Below are 18736 nucleotides of genomic sequence, written 5' to 3' on the forward strand. Positions count from 1 at the left end.
TCCACATCAAATAGTGCTAGATGGCATCACCAGAGGGATTTTTTCCTTTGCCCAAGTCAAAAATTGCCGCATTGCAGCGCATCAATGCACGTCGGCAAACAGGCTGGCGACCCAGTCGGCAAACACGCGCACGCGCGGCGACAATTGCCGATGGTGGGGATACAGCACGGACACGGGCAGCGGGTCGGGCCGCCAGTCCCGCAGCACTTCCACCAGTTCGCCGGCCGCCAGCGCCCGCTCCAGGTGATAACGGGGCGCCTGGATCAAGCCCATGCCCGCGCGGCAGCAGGCGTGATACGCGTCGGCATTGTTGACGGACACGGTGCCCGGCAAGGCCACACTGCGGCGTTGGCCTTCCACCTTGAAATCGAAGGGCCAGACCTTGCCCGTCTGGGCGGAAAAGAAATTGACGGCGCGGTGGCCATCCAGCTGCGCCAGATGCTCCGGCGTGCCGTGCGCGGCCAGGTAGGCGGGGCTGGCGCACGTCACCTGTTCCAGCAGCGCCACGCGGCGCGCCACCATCGACGAGTCGCCCAGTTCGCCCACGCGCAGCACGCAATCGACGCCTTCGCGCACCAGGTCGACGAGGCGGTCGCCCATGCCGATTTCCAGTTCGATCAGCGGATAGCGGGCGCAGAAGCGGTCCAGCACGGGCATGACGAAGTGCATGGCCAGGGTCGCGTGCAAGTCGATGCGCAGCTTGCCGGCCGGCTGCTGCGCCGCCGAACTGAACACGGCTTCCGTTTCTTCCAGGTCCGCCAGCAGGCGCACGCAGCGCTGGTAATACGCGTCGCCATCGGGCGTAGGCGTCACTTGCCGCGTGGTCCGCTGCAGCAGGCGCACGCGCAGCCGCGCTTCCAGTTGCTTGATCGCATGCGTGACGGTGGCCTTCGGATAGCCGAGGTCATGCGCCGCCTGTGTAAAACTGCGCAGTTCGACGATGCGCGTAAAGATGCGCATCGCATCAAATCGGTCCATGCCCCCTCCATTGTTATTTCCTGCTGCACAGTATAGCGATTCGACCGCCACTTTTCAGCAGCAACCAATACTACCGGCATCAGTTGCCCGCCACGCAAGCACCACTTGCGCCGATGTCACTGGATTGCCGCCCGCCCCCGCGGCATACTATTTACAGTACACACATGAGAATGGTAATGATTATCATTTGCGATATAATGCAATACCTCGCTCGGGCGACTACAAAAAGGAATGGGAGACATGGATATATTGAGGGAACTGCGTGAATCGGGCTTGAAAGTGACCATCCCCCGCTTGCGGATTCTGCAGCTGTTTCAAGAAGGCACGATCAAGCACCTGAGTGCGGACGATGTCTACAAACTCTTGCTGGCTGAAAAGATCGACGTGGGCCTGGCCACCATCTACCGCGTGCTGATGCAGTTTGCCGAAGCGGGCATCCTGTTTCGCCGGCATTTCGAATCGGGCCACGCCGTCTTCGAACTGAACGAAGGGCAGCACCACGACCACCTGGTCTGCACGGGTTGCGGCAAGGTCGATGAATTCGTCGACGAAGGCATCGAACTGCGCCAGAACGAGATCGCCGCCGAGCGGGGCTTCGTGCTGCACGAGCACGCGCTGTCGCTGTACGGCACTTGCGCCGAGTGCACGGCGAAGAAAGTGCCGCCGCGCCGGGCCTGAGGATGCCTGGGCCGTTTGGGCGCCGCTGCCATACGGTAAGATTCGCTCAAGCTTGAGAAAGGATCACCCATGTACATCGGAGAAATCGCCCGCCTGGCGGGCACCTCGCCCAAGGCCTTGCGCCACTATGAAGCGCTGGGCTTGCTGGGCGACGTGCGCCGCGCCGGCGCCTACCGCGTCTACACGCAGCAAGACCTGGCGCAAGTCAAACTCATACGCCAGGCGCAGGCGCTGGGCTTCCGCCTGGCCGAATTGCTGCCCATCCTGGCCGGCGACGATACGGACTGGGCCGCCCTGTCGCAGCACATCGCCGCCAAGCGCACGCAGATACAGCAGGATATCGCCCGCCTGCGCCAGCTCGACGCCCAACTGGCCGACATCGACACGGAAATCCACGACTGCCTGGCGCACCAATACCTTCAAGCGGCCGCTTGACTCTGCCCCCAGGGGCAGGCTTTAGCATGCAAGCTCTTCTTTAACGGACAGCCTGCACCATGACCAAGACGACACCCAAGCGCATTTTGATACTCCTCGGCCACCCGTCGGGCGACAGCTTTTGCGCCGCCCTGGCCGAGGCCTATGCCGCCACGGCCCGCAGCGCGGGACACACCGTGCGCGAGCTGCGCCTGGGCCAGCTGGACTTCGATCCCATCCTGCACGAAGGCTACCGCCAGGTGCAGCCGCTGGAAGCGGACCTGCTGGCCGCGCAGGAAGCCATCAGGTGGGCCGAACACCTGGTGTTCGCCTACCCGATCTGGTGGGGCGGCGCGCCAGCCCTGCTGAAAGGCTTCGTCGACCGCGTCTTCCTGCCCGGCTACGCTTTCAAGTACCGCCCCGGCAAGGCCTTCCCGGCGCAACTGCTGAAGGGCCGCACGGCGCAGCTGCTGGTGACGATGGATACGCCGCCCTGGTATTTCCGCTGGGTCTACCGCATGCCCGGCATCCACCAGTTGCGCAAGACGACGCTGGAATTTTGCGGCATCAAACCCGTCAGGGTGGCCAGCTTCGGCCCCCTCCTCGACTCCACCGAGCCGCAGCGCGCGCGCTGGCTGGCGCAGGCACAGGCGCTGGCCCGGCGCCTGTAAGTTGCTTGCCATGCAGCCATCTTGCATACGGTTTTGACAAGCTGGTAATCAAGCCGTCATATTCCAAGGCTACCATGATGATATTGCCTGTTTGTCAGTCGCCTTGCCGTCGCGACAACAAGGGTCCGATCGTCATGTAAAGGTAGCCGCTGTGGAGTTCAACGCTTCTCGATTGCATCTTCCCCGTTATCGCACGTCCGTGGCGTTTGATCTGTGCATTCCCACGGAATCCGTGCAGGCCGACGCCAGCAATTTCGCCGTGCTGGAATTGTTCACGGAACGGCGCGACATGATGAGCCTGCCCGTCACGGAGCAGCAGAAGCCCATCGGTTTGATCAGCCGCAACATCTTCATGTCGCAGATGTCCAAGCCCTTTTATCACGAGGTGTACGGCAAGAAAAGCTGCATCGCCTTCATGGACAAGGAGCCGCTGATCGTCGATGGGGCCATGAGCATCGAAGACCTCACCTTCCGCGCCGTGGAAGCGGGCGAGAAGGCGCTGGCCGACGGCTTCATCATCACCGAGGATGGCGCGCTGGCCGGCGTAGGCTTCGGCTTGCAGCTGATGAACGTGGTCGCCACCATGCAGGCGGAAAAAAACCGGCAGATCATGCACAGCATCGATTACGCCAGCGTGATCCAGCGCGCGCTGCTGCGCACCTCCGATGCGGAATTGCGCGCCACCCTGCCCGACGCGCACCTGGAATGGCAGCCGCGCGACGTGGTCGGCGGCGATTTTTACTTTTTCGAGCGCCACGCGGGCGGCTGGTTTGCCGCCATCGCCGACTGCACGGGGCACGGCGTGCCGGGCGCCTTCATGACCCTGATCGCCTCGTCGGCCCTGAGCCAGGCCTTGCGCGAGCTGGGGCCGCACGATCCGGCCGCCCTGATCGGCGCCGTCAGCCGCGCCATCAAGACCCTGCTGGGCCAGGACGGCGCCAGCAGCGGCGAAGCCACGGGCCACGCCGGCTCGAACGACGGCATGGATTGCGCCTTCCTGTGCTACGACACGGCCGGCGCCAGCTTGCGTTTCGCGGGGGCGAAACTGGCGCTGCACGTGGTCGCGCCGGGCGAAGAGGCCGTGCGCGCCATCGATGGCGCGCGCATGGGCGTGGGCTATGTCGACACGCCGGCCGGCTACTGCTGGCACAACGAAACGCTGGACGTTCCCGCCGGCAGCCTGCTGTTCCTCACCACCGACGGCCTGCTCGACCAGATCGGCGGCGCGCGCGACATCGCCTACGGCAAGCGGCGCATGCGCGAACAGCTGCTGGCGCAGCGCGACGCGCCCGCCGGCGACGTGGCGGCGGCGTTGCTGCAGGACAGCACGGCATGGCAAGGCAAGCAGCCGCGCCGCGACGACCTGACCTTTTTCTGTTTTCGCCTGTAGTCGGGCGCCATCGAGCCACCTTATCAACAAGAAACCGGGTCACCGGCTAGCCAGGAGCACGGACGTGCTGTACGAAGAATTCAACGAGTTTTGGGATGTGGCGCGCAAGCGCAACATCATCTTTTTTTACGTGGGCTATTTCTCGCAGCACGTGGTCAGCGCCATTTCCGAAACCATCAAGGCGCGCCTGGACACGGCCGGCGCGGCCGGGCCCACGCGGCGGCGCATCTTTTCCTCGTTCATCGAGATGTCGCAAAACATCATGCACTATTCCGCCGACAGCCTGACGCCCGATGCGCAGCTGGACCAGCAGATGCGGCGCGGCTCCTTCTGCATCGGCACGCGCGGCGACAGCTTTTTCCTCCTGTGCGCCAACCCCGTCTCGACGGACAACGTGGCGCAGATCCGCGCCCGGCTGGAGCCGCTGCACACCATGACGATGGAAGAAATCCGCCTGGCCTACAAGAAGGCCCTGCGCGAGGAAGCGCCGGCCGACAGCAAGGGCGCGGGCCTGGGTTTTCTGACCATGGCGCGCGACGCCAGCGAGCCGCTGGAATTCGAATTCGTCCAGGATCCCCAGGAGCCGGGCCACACCATCTTCTGCATCAAAGCCATCATTTGAAAGAGCCGACTCAGGAAAGCATATGCAATTACCGTCACCACTGTTCATCGCCGCGACCCCGAGTTCGCCCGAAATCGACTTCCGTTTCGAGCAGCACACCCTGTCGATCAAGGGCGAGTCGTATCCGGAAAACGCAGCCGCCTTCTATGGCCCGCTGATCGCCGCCGTGCGCGCCTACCTGGAAGGCTGCCGCGAAAGCGCCATCACCGTCAACGTCTCGCTGGCCTATTTCAACAGCTCCAGCACGAAGATGCTGTTTACCCTGTTCGACACCCTGAACCAGGCGGCCGTCGATGGCAACCAGGTGCGCCTGAACTGGTATCACGACGAGGACGACGACACCATCCTGGAATTCGGCCAGGAGCTGCAGCAGGACTTCATGGCGCTGGACTTCCACGACCATCCCGTGCAGGGCAGCTAGGGCATGCGCGCCGCCATCTCCGAATCCGACCTGGAGCCCGACCTGTTCACCGTGGAAGCGGCGGCGCTGGCTGCCGCGCGCCGCATGCACGCCGATACTCACGCCAGCGGCGAGGCGCAGCGGCGCGTGCTCGGTGAGCTGATCAATCACTACGAACGACTGATGCGCGAGACGCGGCGCCTGATCGGCCGCAGCGACCGCGCCGAGCGCGACATGCATTTGCTGAACCGCCAATTGCAAACCCTGGCCGGCCAGCTCGAATACCGCGCCACGCACGACCCGCTGACGGGCGCCCTGAACCGCGGCGCCGTGATCGACCACGCCTCGCGCTGCCTGGCGCAGGGCGACATGGCGCTGATCGTGCTCGACATCGACTTGTTCAAGCAGGTCAACGACGATTTCGGCCACCCGGCCGGCGACGGCGTGATCCAGGCCGTGGTGGACTGCCTGAAGGCACTGCTGGGACAGGAAACGGCCATCGGCCGGGTCGGCGGCGAAGAGTTTTCCGTGGTCTGGCCCACTTCCTCGCGAGACGACGCGGCGCAAGTGGCGCAGCGCATTTGCGAGAGCGTCGGCCGCCAGCGCCATGCGGCGCCCATCACGCGCGCCATCACCGTCAGCGTGGGCCTGAGCTGGAACCGCGCCGGCACGGCCTTCGAAACGGCCTACAGCCACGCGGACCAGGCCCTGTACCAGGCCAAGCGCGAGGGGCGCAACTGCGTGCGCCAGTGGCTGGAAAGCTGAAGCGGGCCTTAGCGGATATGTTCGCGCGCCATGCTGCCGTCGCGGCGCATGGCCGCCGCCGCCCGCTGCATGGCCAAGGCCTGCGCCTCGGGCAACTGCCTGTTGCAGGCGAGGTAAGTCTGCACGCGGTTGAAGGTCAGCAGCGGCACCACCTTGCCCTCCCACTCCTTGCCGGCAAACGGCTTGCTGCCCACCGCCATGCCGACGGCCCACAGGTCGATGCGTCCGAGCAGCAGCTTTTGCGGATTGAGCCACTCCTGCGTCACGGGCGCCACGTTCAGGCCGCGCTGGCGCAGGAAATCGTCGCGCGCGTCGCCCAGCACCGTGCCGATCACCAGGCCGCGCGCATCATCGAGCGTGCGCAGCGCCAAATGCCGTTCGGCCAGGCCGTAGAGTATCCATTCCGCTTCGTTCAGGGGCCCGATCCAGCGAAATTGCGCTTCGCGCTCCTGCGTGCGGCTGGTGGAAAAGATGCAGGTGTCGGCTTCGCGCAGCGCCTGCGCATACGCGCGCTTCCACGGCAGCAGTTCGATGCTGTAGGAAAGACCGGCGCGCGCCATGATGTCGCGCACCTTGAGCGTTTCACGTCCGACGACGACATTGCCTTCCATCATGCTCGACGGCGGCAAATGCTCGCCGACGATGCGCACGTCCGCCGCCGCGGCCAGCGCCGGCATCAGCAGCGCCACTGCCAGCAGCCACGCCATGCTTGCTTGTTTCATGCTTGCTTTCATCTGCCACAGGGGATACAAGCCGATGTTACCATCGGCTCACCCTGGCATCGTTGCATATTATCAATAACACCACTTATTTACCGCAACGTGACAACAGGCCAACGCCGGGACGATCACCGTGCAGGGGGAAGGAAGAATAACTGGCGGAAAACAGTAGGAGTCGAACCTACGGGAGAACGTCTGACGCCCTCCACCGGGTTTGAAGCCCGGCCACATCACCGGATGAGTGTGCTTTCCGCGGTGCCTGAGCTAGTACTTAGCTGTTGGGCAAGGCCACGGTGTAGGACCACAGCGCTTGCGGGCGCAATAGATGCCCATTGCCAACACGGCGAGTATAACCGACGCGGTCAAAGAATTCCAAGACCTGGATCGCCCGCTTGCGGCCCAGGCCGCTGGCGTCGCGGAACGTGGCCGCGCCCACGGCGCCATTGCCGGCTGGCAAGCCTGCATCCTCTTCCGCCTTGTGCGCCAGTTGCCGCACCAGTTGCGCCAGCTCGGCCAGCGCCGCCTGATGATAAAACAGGTCGTGCACGACCTGGCTGATCTGCCCTGCCTTGGCCAGTTTGCGCAACAGCCGGCGCGTTTCATCCTCGGCGAGGCCGAAGCCGCGCGCCAGGTCGCGCGTCCACGGCGGATCGGCACGCCCCTGCTCCAGGGCGGCCAGCAAGGGTTCGGCCATCGCCTGCTCCTGCGGCGTCAGTTCCACGCTGTGCGTCGGCAAGTGCAGGCTGGCGCCGCGCGCCAGGATCTCGCCGCGCGCCAGCAAGCCTTCGACCAGGTGGCTCCACAAGGCGTCTTCCATCTCGGCGTCGACGATGCGTTTCAGGCGCCACAGTTCCGGTCCCGCCTCGTCGGGTGCGCGCGCATGGAAGACGTCCAGGGCTGCCAGCACGCGCGCTTCCAGCGCCAGCAACGCCGCCGGCGCCAGCAGCAGGGCGTCGCCGGCGCGCAGGGCGATGCGCCGCGTGTCGGGCGGCAGCGCGAGGGCGCCCGCCGGCAGCAGGGACAGGCGCACCAGCAGCGATACGCGCAGCCCCAGCGGGCTTTGCGCCAGCAGGGCCGCATAGTCGCCGTGCGCGACGAACGCGGCCAGCGCATCGAGCCACGCCAGCCGGGCCGGGCTGCGCCGCTTGCGCGCGGGGCCGAACGGATCGAGCACCATGCCGCCGCCCACCGTCTGCGTCGCTTGCGCATTGCGCACGACGAAGCGGTCGCCCGGCACGCCGTGCATGGGCGCATCGAACACCAGTTGTACTCTGCCCGTCTGCCCCGGCGACAGGGTCTCGCCATCGAGCATGACGGCGCGCGCCAGCTGATGCGCGGCGCCCAGGTGCACGTGCAGCGGCGACCAGGCTTTCAGTTGCGCGCCCGCGTCGGGCAGCAGGGTCAGTTCCACGTCGAGGCGTTCGGAACACTGCGCCAGCTCGGGCGCGACGATCCAGTTGCCCCGCTCGATGCGCTCGCGGTCGATGCCGGCCAGGTTCAGCGCCAGGCGCTGGCCCGCCATGCCCGTCTCGGCGGCGCGGTTCTGCGCATGGATGCTGCGCACCCGCGCTGGCGCGCCGCCGGGCGCCAGCTGCAGCATGTCGCCCACGCGCGCGCATCCCGCCAGCGCCGTGCCGGTGACGATGGTGCCCTGCCCCGACAAGGTGAACACGCGGTCCACGCCGAGGCGGAACAAGCGCCGCTCGTCGCGTTGCGGCAAGCTGCGCGCCACCTGCGCCAGGTGCGCCAGCAGGGCGGCCACGCCGGCATCGCCGTCGCGATTGGCGGCGGTGGGGAAAATCGGGCTGCCCGCCAGCGGCGTGCCGGCCAGCAGCGCCTCGATGTCCGCTTCCACCTGCGCCACGCGGGCGCTGTCGGCGCGGTCGACCTTCGTCAGCGCCACGGCGCCGCGCGTCACGCCCAGCAGCTGCAAGATGGCCAGGTGCTCGTGCGTCTGCGGCATGACGCCATCGTCGGCGGCCACCACGAGCAGGGCGAAATCGATGCCCGTCACGCCGGAAGCCATGGTGCGGATAAATTTTTCGTGGCCCGGCACGTCGATCACGCCCAGCACCGTGCCATCGGCCAGCGGCAGATAGGCGTAGCCGAGTTCAATCGAGATGCCGCGCGCCTGCTCTTCCTTCAGGCGGTCCGTGTGCACGCCCGTCAGCGCGCGCGTGAGCGTCGTCTTGCCATGGTCGATATGGCCCGCGGTGCCGACGATCATGCGGACAACTCGGCGAGCTGCGCGACGAAGGCCGTCTCGTGCGCCGCTTCCAGGCAGCGCAAATCGAGCCACAGGGTGTCTTGCCCGATGCGCCCGATCACGGGGCACGGCAAGCCGCGCAACCGCTGCTCCAGCGCGCCCAGGGGATTGCTCAGGCGCGAGCCTGGCGCGCTGCGGATGGCCAGGCCAAAGCTGGGCAGCTGGTCGACGGGCAAGGCGCCGCTGCCGATCTGGCTGGTCATTGCTTCGGCCGTGACTGCGTACGCGGCGCCCAGCGCCCCTTGCAGCAGCGGCAGCAGGATCTCCGCCTGCGCGCGCATGGCGGCGGCGGGACGCGTCAGCAAGCGCAAGGTGGTCAACCGTTCGGCCAGCAAGTCCGGCGCGCGGTACAGCCGCAGCACGGGCTCCAGGGCGGCCAGGGTCAGCTTGCCCACGCGCAGCGCGCGTTTCAGGGGGTTGCGCTTGATCTTCGCGATCAGGTCGGCGCGTCCGACGATGACGCCGCATTGCGGCCCGCCCAGCAGTTTGTCGCCGCTGAAGGTCACCAGGTCGGCGCCCGCCTCGATGGTTTCGCGCACCGTCGTTTCATGCGGCAGACCGTATTGCGCCAGGTCAACCAGGGTGCCGCTGCCCAGGTCCACGGCCGTCGGCACGCCGTGTTGTGCCGCCAGCGGCACCAGTTCGTCGAGCTCCACGCTTTTCGTGAAGCCGGTAATGGCGTAATTGCTGCAATGGACCTTCATCAAGAGGGCCGTATCTGCATTCACGCCGTTCGCGTAATCGGCCAGGTGGGTGCGGTTAGTGCTGCCCACTTCGCGCAGCACGGCGCCCGCGCGCGTCATCACGTCGGGGATGCGGAAGGCGCCGCCGATTTCCACCAGCTCCCCACGCGACACCACCACCTCCTTGCCCTGCGCCAGGGTGTTCAACATCAGCAGCACGGCGGCCGCATTGTTGTTGACGATGGTGGCCGCTTCGGCGCCCGTCAATTCGCGCAGCAATTCCTCGACCAGGTCGTCGCGGTCGCCCCGCTTGCCCGTCTCCAGGTCGAATTCCAGGTTCATCGGCCACTGCAGCGCTTCCACCACGGCTTGCACGGCGGCGTCGGGCAGCAGCGCGCGGCCCAGGTTCGTGTGCAGCACGGTGCCCGTCAGGTTGAAGACGGCGCGCAGCTGCGAGCGCGATTGCGCCTGCAGCCGTTCGGTCATCTGCGCGGCGATGGCGGCGATCGATGCGCCCTCTTCGCAGACTGCACCGGCCAGCATGGCCGTGCGCAGTTCGGCCAGCACGGCGCGCGCGCAGGCCAGGGTTTGCGCGCGACCGTAATGCGCAATCAGGGCCAGGCAAGCCGCGTCGCCCAGGATACGGTCTACCGATGGCAGGCGCACGGTTTGCCCCGTCGTCATGCTGGCTGGCCCTCGCTGCTGTCGCCCTTCCCCAGCCACAGCAGCGGATTGCCGCTGGCGCGCTGGTAGCCCGCTTCGCCCACCAGCAGGTCGAGCATCAGGCTGGCCAGGTCGTCGGCCAGGGGCTCGACGTTGTAATCGTGTTCCTGGTTGAAGACCTTGCGGTAGGTATGGCAATCGTCGCAGGTTTCCGCGCGCGCCACCTTCTTCGGATCATTCGCCTTGTTCGGCAATTTGTCGTCCTTTGCCGTCACGGGGTCGAACGGCGCCGCGTCAGCCGCGTCCAGGCCCTGGTAAGCGATCTTGCCATTCTGTTCGCAGGTCGAACACTTCACGCGCACCATATGCCATTCGCTTTCGCAAATGCCGCAGTGCAGATAGCGGTAGCCCTGCGACCCGCCGCCGATGCGGATCACGCTGGCGACGGGGTGCGAGCCGCAGACAGGGCACAGAGTGCCCGTTTCCAGGTCCGGCACGCGTGCAGCGCGCAATTCGCTGGCCGACACCGACCACAAGATTTGCAGGGCGGCCGCGACGAACGGCGCATGCATGGGGTTCAGGTTATCGCCATTTTCATCGAGTACGGCGTCGGCGCAGGCGTCCAGCGCTGGCGCATCGAGCGCGCGCAGCTGGGCCAGCACCTGCGTCAGGCCGCCGGACAGGGCCGGCTGGCTTGCCGCCGTGGCGGCCAGTTCATCGAGCAGGCTGGCGAATATGTCGCGCCAGACGGGCGGGCGGGCGCCGTTGACGGGCAGCACCGGCATGCGGTGCTGCATCGCGCGGCGCAGCGCGTCCGGGTCGGCGGCAGGCACGGCGCCGGGCGCCAGTTTTCCCACCACGGCGGCTTGCGCGTCGGCCAGCGCGGCCATCAGCACCAGGTAACCCTGCATGCCCGCGTCGACGGGGATGCCCTTGATGTTTCCCTGCGCCAATTCGCGCAGGCGCAAGGCGCGCGCCTTGAACAGGCTGTCAGGCTGCGGCAGCAGCAGGCGCGGAATCGCGTTGTGGTCCAGGCCTTCGATTTCGCCTGGCTGAAGAATGCGTTGTACCAATGGAGTTCCCATCAAAAAAGGGGATGTAAAAGTATTTTAATCGATACAGTCATCGCAAGCCGCAAAGGAAAACAGGGGTCAGACCCGGCGGGTCTGACCCCTGCTCTTGCACTTGGGCTGATTAAGCAAAAAACGGTCAGTCTTTGCCGTTGCGCATCACCGCCTCGAACCACTTCGGGTGGTGCTTGCGCGCCCAGCCGTAGGTGACGGTGCCGCGCACCATGGCGCCGATCGAACCCTTGACCCACAGGGCCGCATAGATGTGCACGATGATGGCGCAGATGATGCCGAACGCGCACACGGCGTGCAGCAAGGCGGCCGCGCGGATGACGGGAATCGGGAAGTAGAACGCGAAATACGCGCGCCAGATCACGATACCCGACAGCAACAATCCCGCCATGCAGGCCAGCAGCACAAAGAACAGGATCTTCTGGCCGGCATTGTATTTGCCGATCTTCGGAAGCTTTTCTTCGCGGTTGTTGAGCACGTCGTCCATCTGTTTCAGCCACTGCTTGTCGCCGTCCTCGAACTTGTTGTGGTGCCAGAAGCGCACCACCAGGATCGCGAACGAGACGAACATCACCAGGCCGGCAAACGGATGCAGGATGCGCGTCCATTGCCCGCCGCCGAACAGGTTGGCCAGCCACGCCATCGAGGGATGGAACATGGCCAGGCCGGACAGGGCCAGCATGACGAAGGTGATGGCGGTCACCCAGTGATTCGTGCGCTCGTTCGGGTCGTAGCGCTGGATCAGCGGGTTGCCATCCTTGTCACGCAGCTTGCCATCATGCAGATCACTGTGGCTCATGGTCTTCCTCCCGGATGCGTTTGGCCTCTTCCAGCGCCTCGTGCTCTTCGTCCTTGCTCACTTCGTTCGGACCGACACGCGTGTAATGGAAGAAGCCTGCCAGCGCCGTGGCGGCCATGCCGGCCACCGCGAGCGGCTTGGACCAGCCCTTCCAGAAGCCCACCATCGGGCTGATGCGCGGGCGTTCCGGCAAGTTCGAATACAGCTTCGGCTTGTCTGCATGGTGCAGCACGTACATCACGTGCGTGCCGCCCACGCCCAGCGGGTCGTACAGGCCCGCATTCTCGAAACCGCGCGACTTCAGGTCGACGATGCGCTCTTCCGCGTGCACCTTCATGTCTTCCTTGGTGCCGAAGACGATGGCGCCCGTCGGGCACGTTTTCACGCAAGCCGGTTCCTGGCCCACGGCGACGCGGTCCGAGCAGAGCGTGCACTTGTAGGCGCGGTCGTCCTTTTTCGAAATGCGGGGCACGTCGAAAGGACAGCCGGCCACGCAATAGCCGCAGCCGATGCAGTTTTCCTGATGGAAATCCACGATGCCGTTCGTGTATTGCACGATGGCGCCCGGCGCCGGACAGGCTTTCAGGCAGCCCGGGTCCTCGCAGTGCATGCAGCCATCCTTGCGGATCAGCCACTCGAGGTTGCCGTCGTTGTTTTCGTGTTCGGCAAAACGCATCACCGTCCACGATTGCGGCGTCAAGTCCGTCGGATTGTCATAGGTGCCATGGTTTTCGCCGACTTCGTCACGCAAGTCGTTCCATTCCATGCACGCCGTCTGGCAAGCCTTGCAGCCGATGCATTTCGACACATCGATCAGCTTGGCCACGGTGCCCGTCACCGGGCTGCGCGCTTGCGGCGGCGTTACCGTGGTAGCCGACAGGCGCCGGATATCTAAGGATTGCAGTGCCATTATTGAGCTCCCATCATGCTTTTTCCACCTTCACGAGGAAGGACTTGAATTCCGGCGTTTGCGAATTCGCATCCCCCACGCCCGGCGTCAGGGTATTGATCAGATACCCCGGCTTGGCCACGCCCGTAAAGCCCCAGTGCAGCGGCAGGCCCACGGTATGCACCGGCTTGCCCTCGATCATCAAAGCCTTGATGCGCTTGGTGACGACGGCCTTGGCGATGATGTGACCCCGCTTGGAACTGACGCGCACTTCCCCACCGGCAACGACGCCGATGCTCTTGGCCAGTTCTTCGCCGATTTCGACGAATTGCTGCGGCTGGATGATGGCATTCAGGCGCGCATGCTTGGTCCAGTAATGGAAATGCTCGGTCAGACGGTAGCTGGTGGCCACATGCGGGTATTCCTCATGCGTGCCGAACATTTTCCGGTCATCGGCGAACACGCGCGCGGCCGGATTGCTGGTCGCCTGCGGGTTTTTCGGATGCATGGGGTTGTAGCCCAGCGGATTTTCGAACGGCTCGTAATGCTCGGGGAACGGCCCTTCGGCCATGGCGCCGCGCGCAAAGAAGCGTGCCACGCCCTCGCCCAGCATGATGAACGGACCCATGCCGTTTTCCGGCGGTTCGTCGACCTTGAAGTCGGGAATATCGGCCCCGCTCCAGTTCGTGCCATTCCACTCGATCAACTTGCGCGTCGGGTCGAAAGCCTTGCCCTTCAAGTCGCACGAAGCGCGGTTGTACAGCACGCGGCGGTTCGCCGGCCACGCCCAGGCCCAGCCCAGAGTCTGGCCGATGCCGGTCGGGTCGCTATTGTCGCGCCGTCCCATCTGGTTACCCGCCTGCGTCCAGCTGCCGGCGAAGATCCAGCAACCGCTGGTGGTCGTGCCATCGTCGCGCAATTGCGCAAACGAGGCCAGCTGCTCGCCCTTTTTCACCAGCAGCTTGGTCGGATCTTTCGGATCGTACAAGTCGGCCAGCGCCTTGCCGTTGAATTCGCGGGCGATTTCTTCCGGCTGCGGGTTATGCGGCTGCGCATAATTCCACGTCAGGTTGACGATAGGATCGGGGAACTTGCCGCCCTCTTTCTTGTACATGTTGCGCATGCGCAAGAACAGGCCCGACATGATCTCCAGGTCGCTGCGCGCCTGGCCCGGCGGTTCGGCCGCCTGCCAGTGCCACTGCAGCACGCGCGAGGAGCTCACCAGCGAACCGCGCTCTTCGGCGAAGCAGCTGGTCGGCAAGCGGAACACTTCCGTCATGATCTTGGTGGGATCGACTTCGTGGTATTGGCCGTGCGCCTTCCAGAATTCGCCCGTTTCCACGGCCAGCGGATCCATGATGACGAGGAACTTCAGCTTCGACAGCGCTTCCGTGACCTTCTGCTTGTTCGGCGCGGACGCCAGCACATTGAAGCCCTGGCAGATATAGCCCGTCATCTTGCCTTGGTGCATGTTCTCGATGGCTTGCATCAAGTCATACGGCTTGTCGAGTTTCGGCAGGTAGTCGAAGGCGTAGTTATTTTCCGCCGTGGCAAAGTCGCCCCACCACGTCTTCATGAAGCTGACGTGGAATTTGCGGTAATTGCTCCAGTAGCTGAGCTGGTTAGGCCGCAGCGGCTTGGTGGCGCGCGCGGCGATATAGCCGTCGAAATCCTGCTCGGACTCGTTCGGCAAGGTCATGTAGCCTGGCAACAGGTTCGACATCAGGCCCAGATCGGTCAGACCCTGGATGTTCGAGTGGCCGCGCAAGGCGTTCATGCCGCCGCCCGCGATACCCATATTACCCAGCAGCAACTGCACCATGGCGCCCGTGCGGATGGTTTGCGCGCCCGTCGAGTGGTGCGTCCAGCCCAGCGCGTACAGGATGGTGCCGGCGCGTCCCGGCACGGCGGTCGAAGCCAGGGCTTCCGCCACCTTGTGGAACTTGTCGGCCGACACGCCGCACGTACGCTCGACCATCTCGGTCGTGTAGCGCGCGTAGTGCTTCTTCATCATCTGGTAGACGCAGCGCGGGTGTTCCAGGGTCGGGTCGACCTTGGCATAGCCATCTTCGCCGATCTCGTAATCCCAGGTGGCCTTGTTGGTGTACTTGCCTTTTTCTTTGTCGAAACCCGAGAACAGGCCGTCCTCGAACGCATAGTCTTCGCGCACGATGAAGGGCATGTCCGTGTAGTTGCGCACGTACTCATGCTGGATCTTGTCGTTCGTCAGCAGATAATTGATGATCGCGCCGAGGAAGACGATGTCCGTGCCGGTACGCGTGGCGCAGTAGTAATCTGCCACGGATGCGGTACGGGTAAAGCGCGGATCGACAACGATCAGCTTGGCCTTGTTATGCGCCTTCGCTTCCGTTACCCATTTGAATCCGCAAGGGTGTGCTTCTGCTGCATTGCCGCCCATGACCAGGATCACATCGGCATTCTTGATATCGACCCAATGATTCGTCATCGCGCCACGGCCAAACGTCGGGGCAAGACCTGCCACCGTCGGTCCGTGTCATACACGCGCCTGATTATCAAAGGTCAGCATCCCCATGCTGCGCACTGTCTTGTGGGTCAGATACCCGACCTCGTTGCTGCCGGCGGACGCGGCAAGCATGCCGGTGGAGAGCCAGCGGTTGACGGTCTTGCCGTCGGCATTCTTTTCGATCAGGTTGGCGTCGCGGTCATCCTTCATCAGGCGCGCGATCTTGTCGAGCGCCACATCCCAGGAGATCGGTTGCCATTCCGTGCCGCCCGGTGCGCGGTACTCGGGCACTTTCAGGCGGTTCGGGCTGTGGATGAAGTCGACCAGGCTGGCGCCTTTCGGGCACAAGGTGCCGCGGTTCACCGGGTGATCGGCATCGCCTTCCACGTGGATGATGCTGGAGACGGCGTTTTTCGCGCCGTCGCCCAGTCCATACAGCAGGACGCCACATCCTACCGAACAGTAGGGACAGGTATTGCGTGTCTCGGTGGTGCGAGACAGCTTGTATTGCCGCACTTCCGCCATCGCCTGGCCCGGTGCGAAACCGAGCAGGGCGAGGCTGGAACCAGCAATGGTCGCGCCAGTTACCCGAAGGAACTGGCGCCTGGACATCTGAACCATATTCAGGCCTCTATGATGTGAGTAAATAAAAAGTCATACGGCGTCGTGGTAGTGTCATATCACCAAGATATAAGCACCATGCCTGTGTCGTATGACAGTATTTTACCCCTCAAACTCCGACAAGGCTTAGTCCGCTGGAAAAAATTGCCTTTAGTCAATATTAATTTGACGATACCGAACGTTCCCTCTAAACAATGCCAGCCTGCCCGGCACGCTTGCACATCGCTACCCACCCACGAAAAAAAACCCGCTCGCGAGCGGGTTTTTGGGGATGCGGCCGAACTGCCAGGCCAAATTACAGGCTGTAGCGCAAGGTCAGCGCCACATTGCGCGGCGCGCCCGGCAAGCTCAAGTTCGGGCTGGAACCGTGGCCCGACACGATGTAGCGCGTGTCGCCGATATTGTTGACGTTCAGCTGCACTTCATAGCGGCCCGTGCGGTATGCGGCCATGGCGTCGGCCGTCACATAGCCTGGCAAGACCACCGTGTTGCCCGGATTGGCGAAACGGCTGCCGACGGCGTTCGCGCCGCCGCCCACCGTGAAGCCGTGGCCCAGGTCTTTCGTCAGCCACAGGTTGGCCGTATTGCGCGATGTCAAGGTGGCGCGCTTGCCCTTGACCGGCACTTCTCTGGCGACGGTGCCGCCCGGCACATTGACGCTCTTGTCCTTGGCGATGGAATCGGTGATGGTGGCGTCCAGGTAAGCGTAGCCGGCCATCATTTTCCAGCCATCGTGCAAGTCCGCGTTGAAGGTCAGTTCCAGGCCATCCGTACGCTGCGTGCCGACGGGCACGATGCGGTTCGTGATCGGGTCGCTGGTCTTGATATTGTCGCGCTCCAGGCGGAACAGCGACACGGTGGCGTTGGCGCGGCCGCCCCACAGGTCATACTTAGCGCCCACTTCCGTGTTGCGCGTGGTTTCCGGCGCCAGGTCGGCATTGTTGGCGGCCAGGGCGAAGTTCTCGCCACTCGGCTGGAACGAACGGCTCCACGAGGCGTAGTACGATTGCGTCGCGCCCGGTTGCCAGACGAGGCCGGCGCGGGGGCTGTAGGCCGAATCCGTGCGCGACAGATCCGCCGTCGTCACGCCAAGCGCATTGGCCAGGCGCGACTGCTGCTTGTAGCGGTCGTAGCGCAAGCCGGCCAGCGCCTTCCACTCGTCGCTGAAGCTGATGGCGTCCTGCACGTAAGCGGCGGCCGTGTCGTAGGTACCGAAGGTATCACTGCGCGCGCCCAGCTTGCTGCGATCGACGACGGGCAGAACAGGATTGAAGATCGACACGGGCTTCGCAGGTGTCGTTACAGCGATGGCGGCCCAACTGTTGGCATCCTTGTTTTGCTTGCCGAATTCGGCGCCGTACAGCACTTCGTGGCGCATGGTGCCCGTGACCAGCTTTTGCGTCAGTTCCGTCTGGTTGAACCAGCCGCTCTCGTCGCGGTTGAGCTTGGCGTGGCCCAGGCTCATCGTGCCCTTGACTTCGTTGACGTTGCCGGAAATATTCGTGTTGTTGCGGTCCAGGTGATAGTCGTAGTAGCGGAAGGCATTGCGCAGCGACAAGCTATCGCTGAATTTGTGCGTCAGTGTCGCGGCCGTGGACACCACGCGCGACTGGCTGAAGTCGGCATCGCGGGCGTTGGCGGCGCCGTAATACGTGCCCGCATCGACGGCCACGGGACGGCCTTGGTAGGACGGGATGCCGAAGTCCGTCAGGCGGCGGTCTTCCAGGTAATCGCCCTGCAGCAGCAATTTGGTGGCGCTGGAGAGGCGGATGGCCACCGACGGCGCCAGCGCCGTGCGGTTGATGAATTGCTGGTCGCGGTAGCTGTCCGACAATTCGCGCGCGCCCGTGACACGCCAGTCCACCGTCTCGCCGACACGGCCCACGTCGACTTCGCCGCGGCGCCCTGCTGTGTTCGTCAAGCTCAGGGCCACATCCGCGATGTCCACGCCCGGCTTCTTCGTGATGCGGTTCACCAGGCCGCCCGAGGAACCGCGGCCGTACAGCACGGCGGCCGGTCCCTTGATCACTTCCAGGCGCTCCACGTTCGACAGGTCGCGGAAATACAGCGCGTCATCGCGGAAGCCGTCGACGAACTGGTCGCCGATGGCCGTGAAGCCGCGGATGAACACCTGGTCGCGCTGGCCGTCGCCCGTGGACAAGCCCACGCCGGGGATGTTCTTCATGATGTCCTGGATCGACATGGCGTTCTGGTCGCGGATGACGGCGGCCGGCACCACGTTGATCGTTTGCGGCACGTCGCGCAAGGCCATTTCCGTCTTGGTGCCGCTGGCGGAGGTGGCGGCCACGTAGCCATCCTTGTCCTTCGACGCCGTCACGGTGACGGCGGGCAAGCTTTCCTGTGCCCAGGCCGCCAGTGGGGTGGCGCCCAAGGTCAAGGCGCCCAGTACGGCGATGGTGATCGGTTTACATCCTGGCTTGCGCTGTTGCTGCATACAATTCCCTGGTCGAAGTTTTAATACGAATGATTATCATTAGTATTTTATCAGCCAGCGATGGGAAAAGTAAGGATGAATGTAAGTGATAGTACTTATTAACTAGGTACTTGACGTAAAAAAGCAACAGGAAATCAATATCAAAAAATAATTAAA

Annotated in this window: 16 protein-coding genes and 1 tRNA gene; 7 read left to right on the forward strand and 10 right to left on the reverse strand. The window is 64.2% G+C overall.

Going from position 1 to position 18736, the window contains the following annotated elements; all coding sequences use genetic code 11:
* Positions 1-81 precede the first annotated feature (81 nt).
* Positions 82-978 (reverse strand): LysR family transcriptional regulator, encoded by an 897-nt coding sequence (locus VPH40_RS07040; protein WP_099667282.1) that lies wholly within the window; start codon positions 976-978, stop codon positions 82-84.
* Between the two features lie 240 nt (positions 979-1218).
* Between VPH40_RS07040 and fur the strand changes: the two genes are divergently transcribed.
* From fur to VPH40_RS07075, 7 genes are all read left to right on the forward strand, one after another.
* The gene (gene fur, locus VPH40_RS07045; RefSeq protein WP_099667281.1) at positions 1219-1656 is read left to right on the forward strand and encodes a ferric iron uptake transcriptional regulator; all 438 of its coding nucleotides are present in this window, start codon (positions 1219-1221) and stop codon (positions 1654-1656) included.
* 69 nt (positions 1657-1725) lie between these two features.
* Complete coding sequence (locus VPH40_RS07050; protein WP_099667280.1) at positions 1726-2091, forward strand: MerR family transcriptional regulator; 366 nt, start codon at positions 1726-1728, stop codon at positions 2089-2091.
* A gap of 59 nt (positions 2092-2150) precedes the next feature.
* Positions 2151-2741, forward strand: coding sequence for an NAD(P)H-dependent oxidoreductase (locus VPH40_RS07055; protein WP_099667279.1), 591 nt, complete (start codon positions 2151-2153; stop codon positions 2739-2741).
* 172 nt (positions 2742-2913) lie between these two features.
* Positions 2914-4131 (forward strand): SpoIIE family protein phosphatase, encoded by a 1218-nt coding sequence (locus VPH40_RS07060; protein ID WP_328573089.1) that lies wholly within the window; start codon positions 2914-2916, stop codon positions 4129-4131.
* Positions 4132-4195: 64 nt separating this feature from the next.
* Positions 4196-4753 (forward strand): SiaB family protein kinase, encoded by a 558-nt coding sequence (locus tag VPH40_RS07065; RefSeq protein WP_071076508.1) that lies wholly within the window; start codon positions 4196-4198, stop codon positions 4751-4753.
* Positions 4754-4775: 22 nt separating this feature from the next.
* Positions 4776-5174 carry a DUF1987 domain-containing protein gene (locus VPH40_RS07070; RefSeq protein ID WP_099667278.1) on the forward strand — a complete coding sequence of 133 codons (399 nt, stop codon included), beginning with the start codon at positions 4776-4778 and terminating at the stop codon, positions 5172-5174.
* A gap of 3 nt (positions 5175-5177) precedes the next feature.
* Positions 5178-5918: a GGDEF domain-containing protein gene (locus tag VPH40_RS07075; protein ID WP_251348081.1), complete on the forward strand. Its 741-nt coding sequence runs from the start codon at positions 5178-5180 to the stop codon at positions 5916-5918.
* A gap of 8 nt (positions 5919-5926) precedes the next feature.
* Here VPH40_RS07075 and VPH40_RS07080 read toward each other — a convergent pair whose 3' ends face one another.
* The 9 genes from VPH40_RS07080 to VPH40_RS07120 all read right to left on the reverse strand — a co-directional run bounded on the left by VPH40_RS07080 (position 5927) and on the right by VPH40_RS07120 (position 18580).
* Positions 5927-6640, reverse strand: coding sequence for a substrate-binding periplasmic protein (locus VPH40_RS07080; protein ID WP_328573090.1), 714 nt, complete (start codon positions 6638-6640; stop codon positions 5927-5929).
* Between the two features lie 153 nt (positions 6641-6793).
* Positions 6794-6889 (reverse strand) — tRNA-Sec (locus VPH40_RS07085).
* Positions 6890-6908: 19 nt separating this feature from the next.
* Entirely contained in the window at positions 6909-8864 is a 1956-nt protein-coding gene (gene selB / locus VPH40_RS07090) for a selenocysteine-specific translation elongation factor (RefSeq protein ID WP_328573091.1), read from the reverse strand.
* Positions 8861-10270: an L-seryl-tRNA(Sec) selenium transferase gene (selA, locus tag VPH40_RS07095; protein WP_328573092.1), complete on the reverse strand. Its 1410-nt coding sequence runs from the start codon at positions 10268-10270 to the stop codon at positions 8861-8863. The genes selB and selA overlap by 4 nt, the downstream gene beginning before the upstream one ends.
* On the reverse strand, positions 10267-11334 hold the full coding sequence (gene fdhE, locus VPH40_RS07100; protein WP_180278737.1) for a formate dehydrogenase accessory protein FdhE: 1068 nt from the start codon (positions 11332-11334) through the stop codon (positions 10267-10269). The genes selA and fdhE overlap by 4 nt, the downstream gene beginning before the upstream one ends.
* 124 nt (positions 11335-11458) lie before the next feature.
* Positions 11459-12130: a formate dehydrogenase subunit gamma gene (locus tag VPH40_RS07105; RefSeq protein WP_099667273.1), complete on the reverse strand. Its 672-nt coding sequence runs from the start codon at positions 12128-12130 to the stop codon at positions 11459-11461.
* Complete coding sequence (fdxH, locus tag VPH40_RS07110) at positions 12117-13040, reverse strand: formate dehydrogenase subunit beta (RefSeq protein ID WP_034779207.1); 924 nt, start codon at positions 13038-13040, stop codon at positions 12117-12119. Before fdxH ends, VPH40_RS07105 begins: the two co-directional genes overlap by 14 nt.
* A 13-nt stretch (positions 13041-13053) precedes the next feature.
* On the reverse strand, positions 13054-16125 hold the full coding sequence (gene fdnG / locus VPH40_RS07115; protein WP_143451508.1) for a formate dehydrogenase-N subunit alpha: 3072 nt from the start codon (positions 16123-16125) through the stop codon (positions 13054-13056).
* A gap of 295 nt (positions 16126-16420) precedes the next feature.
* Positions 16421-18580 (reverse strand): TonB-dependent receptor, encoded by a 2160-nt coding sequence (locus VPH40_RS07120; protein WP_328573093.1) that lies wholly within the window; start codon positions 18578-18580, stop codon positions 16421-16423.
* Positions 18581-18736 lie beyond the last annotated feature (156 nt).

The sequence above is a fragment of the Janthinobacterium sp. P210005 genome (assembly GCF_036231865.1).
In the GTDB taxonomy this organism is placed as follows: domain Bacteria; phylum Pseudomonadota; class Gammaproteobacteria; order Burkholderiales; family Burkholderiaceae_D; genus Janthinobacterium; species Janthinobacterium kumbetense.

Excerpts from the sequence above, each read along its gene's own strand:
- VPH40_RS07040 (WP_099667282.1), bottom strand. The coding sequence starts at position 978 with ATGGACCGATTTGATGCGATGCGCATCTTTACGCGCATCGTCGAACTG.
- fur (WP_099667281.1), top strand. The coding sequence starts at position 1,219 with ATGGATATATTGAGGGAACTGCGTGAATCGGGCTTGAAAGTGACCATC.
- VPH40_RS07050 (WP_099667280.1), top strand. The coding sequence starts at position 1,726 with ATGTACATCGGAGAAATCGCCCGCCTGGCGGGCACCTCGCCCAAGGCC.
- VPH40_RS07055 (WP_099667279.1), top strand. The coding sequence starts at position 2,151 with ATGACCAAGACGACACCCAAGCGCATTTTGATACTCCTCGGCCACCCG.
- VPH40_RS07070 (WP_099667278.1), top strand. The coding sequence starts at position 4,776 with ATGCAATTACCGTCACCACTGTTCATCGCCGCGACCCCGAGTTCGCCC.
- VPH40_RS07075 (WP_251348081.1), top strand. The coding sequence starts at position 5,178 with ATGCGCGCCGCCATCTCCGAATCCGACCTGGAGCCCGACCTGTTCACC.
- VPH40_RS07080 (WP_328573090.1), bottom strand. The coding sequence starts at position 6,640 with ATGAAACAAGCAAGCATGGCGTGGCTGCTGGCAGTGGCGCTGCTGATG.
- selB (WP_328573091.1), bottom strand. The coding sequence starts at position 8,864 with ATGATCGTCGGCACCGCGGGCCATATCGACCATGGCAAGACGACGCTC.
- selA (WP_328573092.1), bottom strand. The coding sequence starts at position 10,270 with ATGACGACGGGGCAAACCGTGCGCCTGCCATCGGTAGACCGTATCCTG.
- fdhE (WP_180278737.1), bottom strand. The coding sequence starts at position 11,334 with ATGGGAACTCCATTGGTACAACGCATTCTTCAGCCAGGCGAAATCGAA.
- VPH40_RS07105 (WP_099667273.1), bottom strand. The coding sequence starts at position 12,130 with ATGAGCCACAGTGATCTGCATGATGGCAAGCTGCGTGACAAGGATGGC.
- fdxH (WP_034779207.1), bottom strand. The coding sequence starts at position 13,040 with ATGGCACTGCAATCCTTAGATATCCGGCGCCTGTCGGCTACCACGGTA.
- VPH40_RS07120 (WP_328573093.1), bottom strand. The coding sequence starts at position 18,580 with ATGCAGCAACAGCGCAAGCCAGGATGTAAACCGATCACCATCGCCGTA.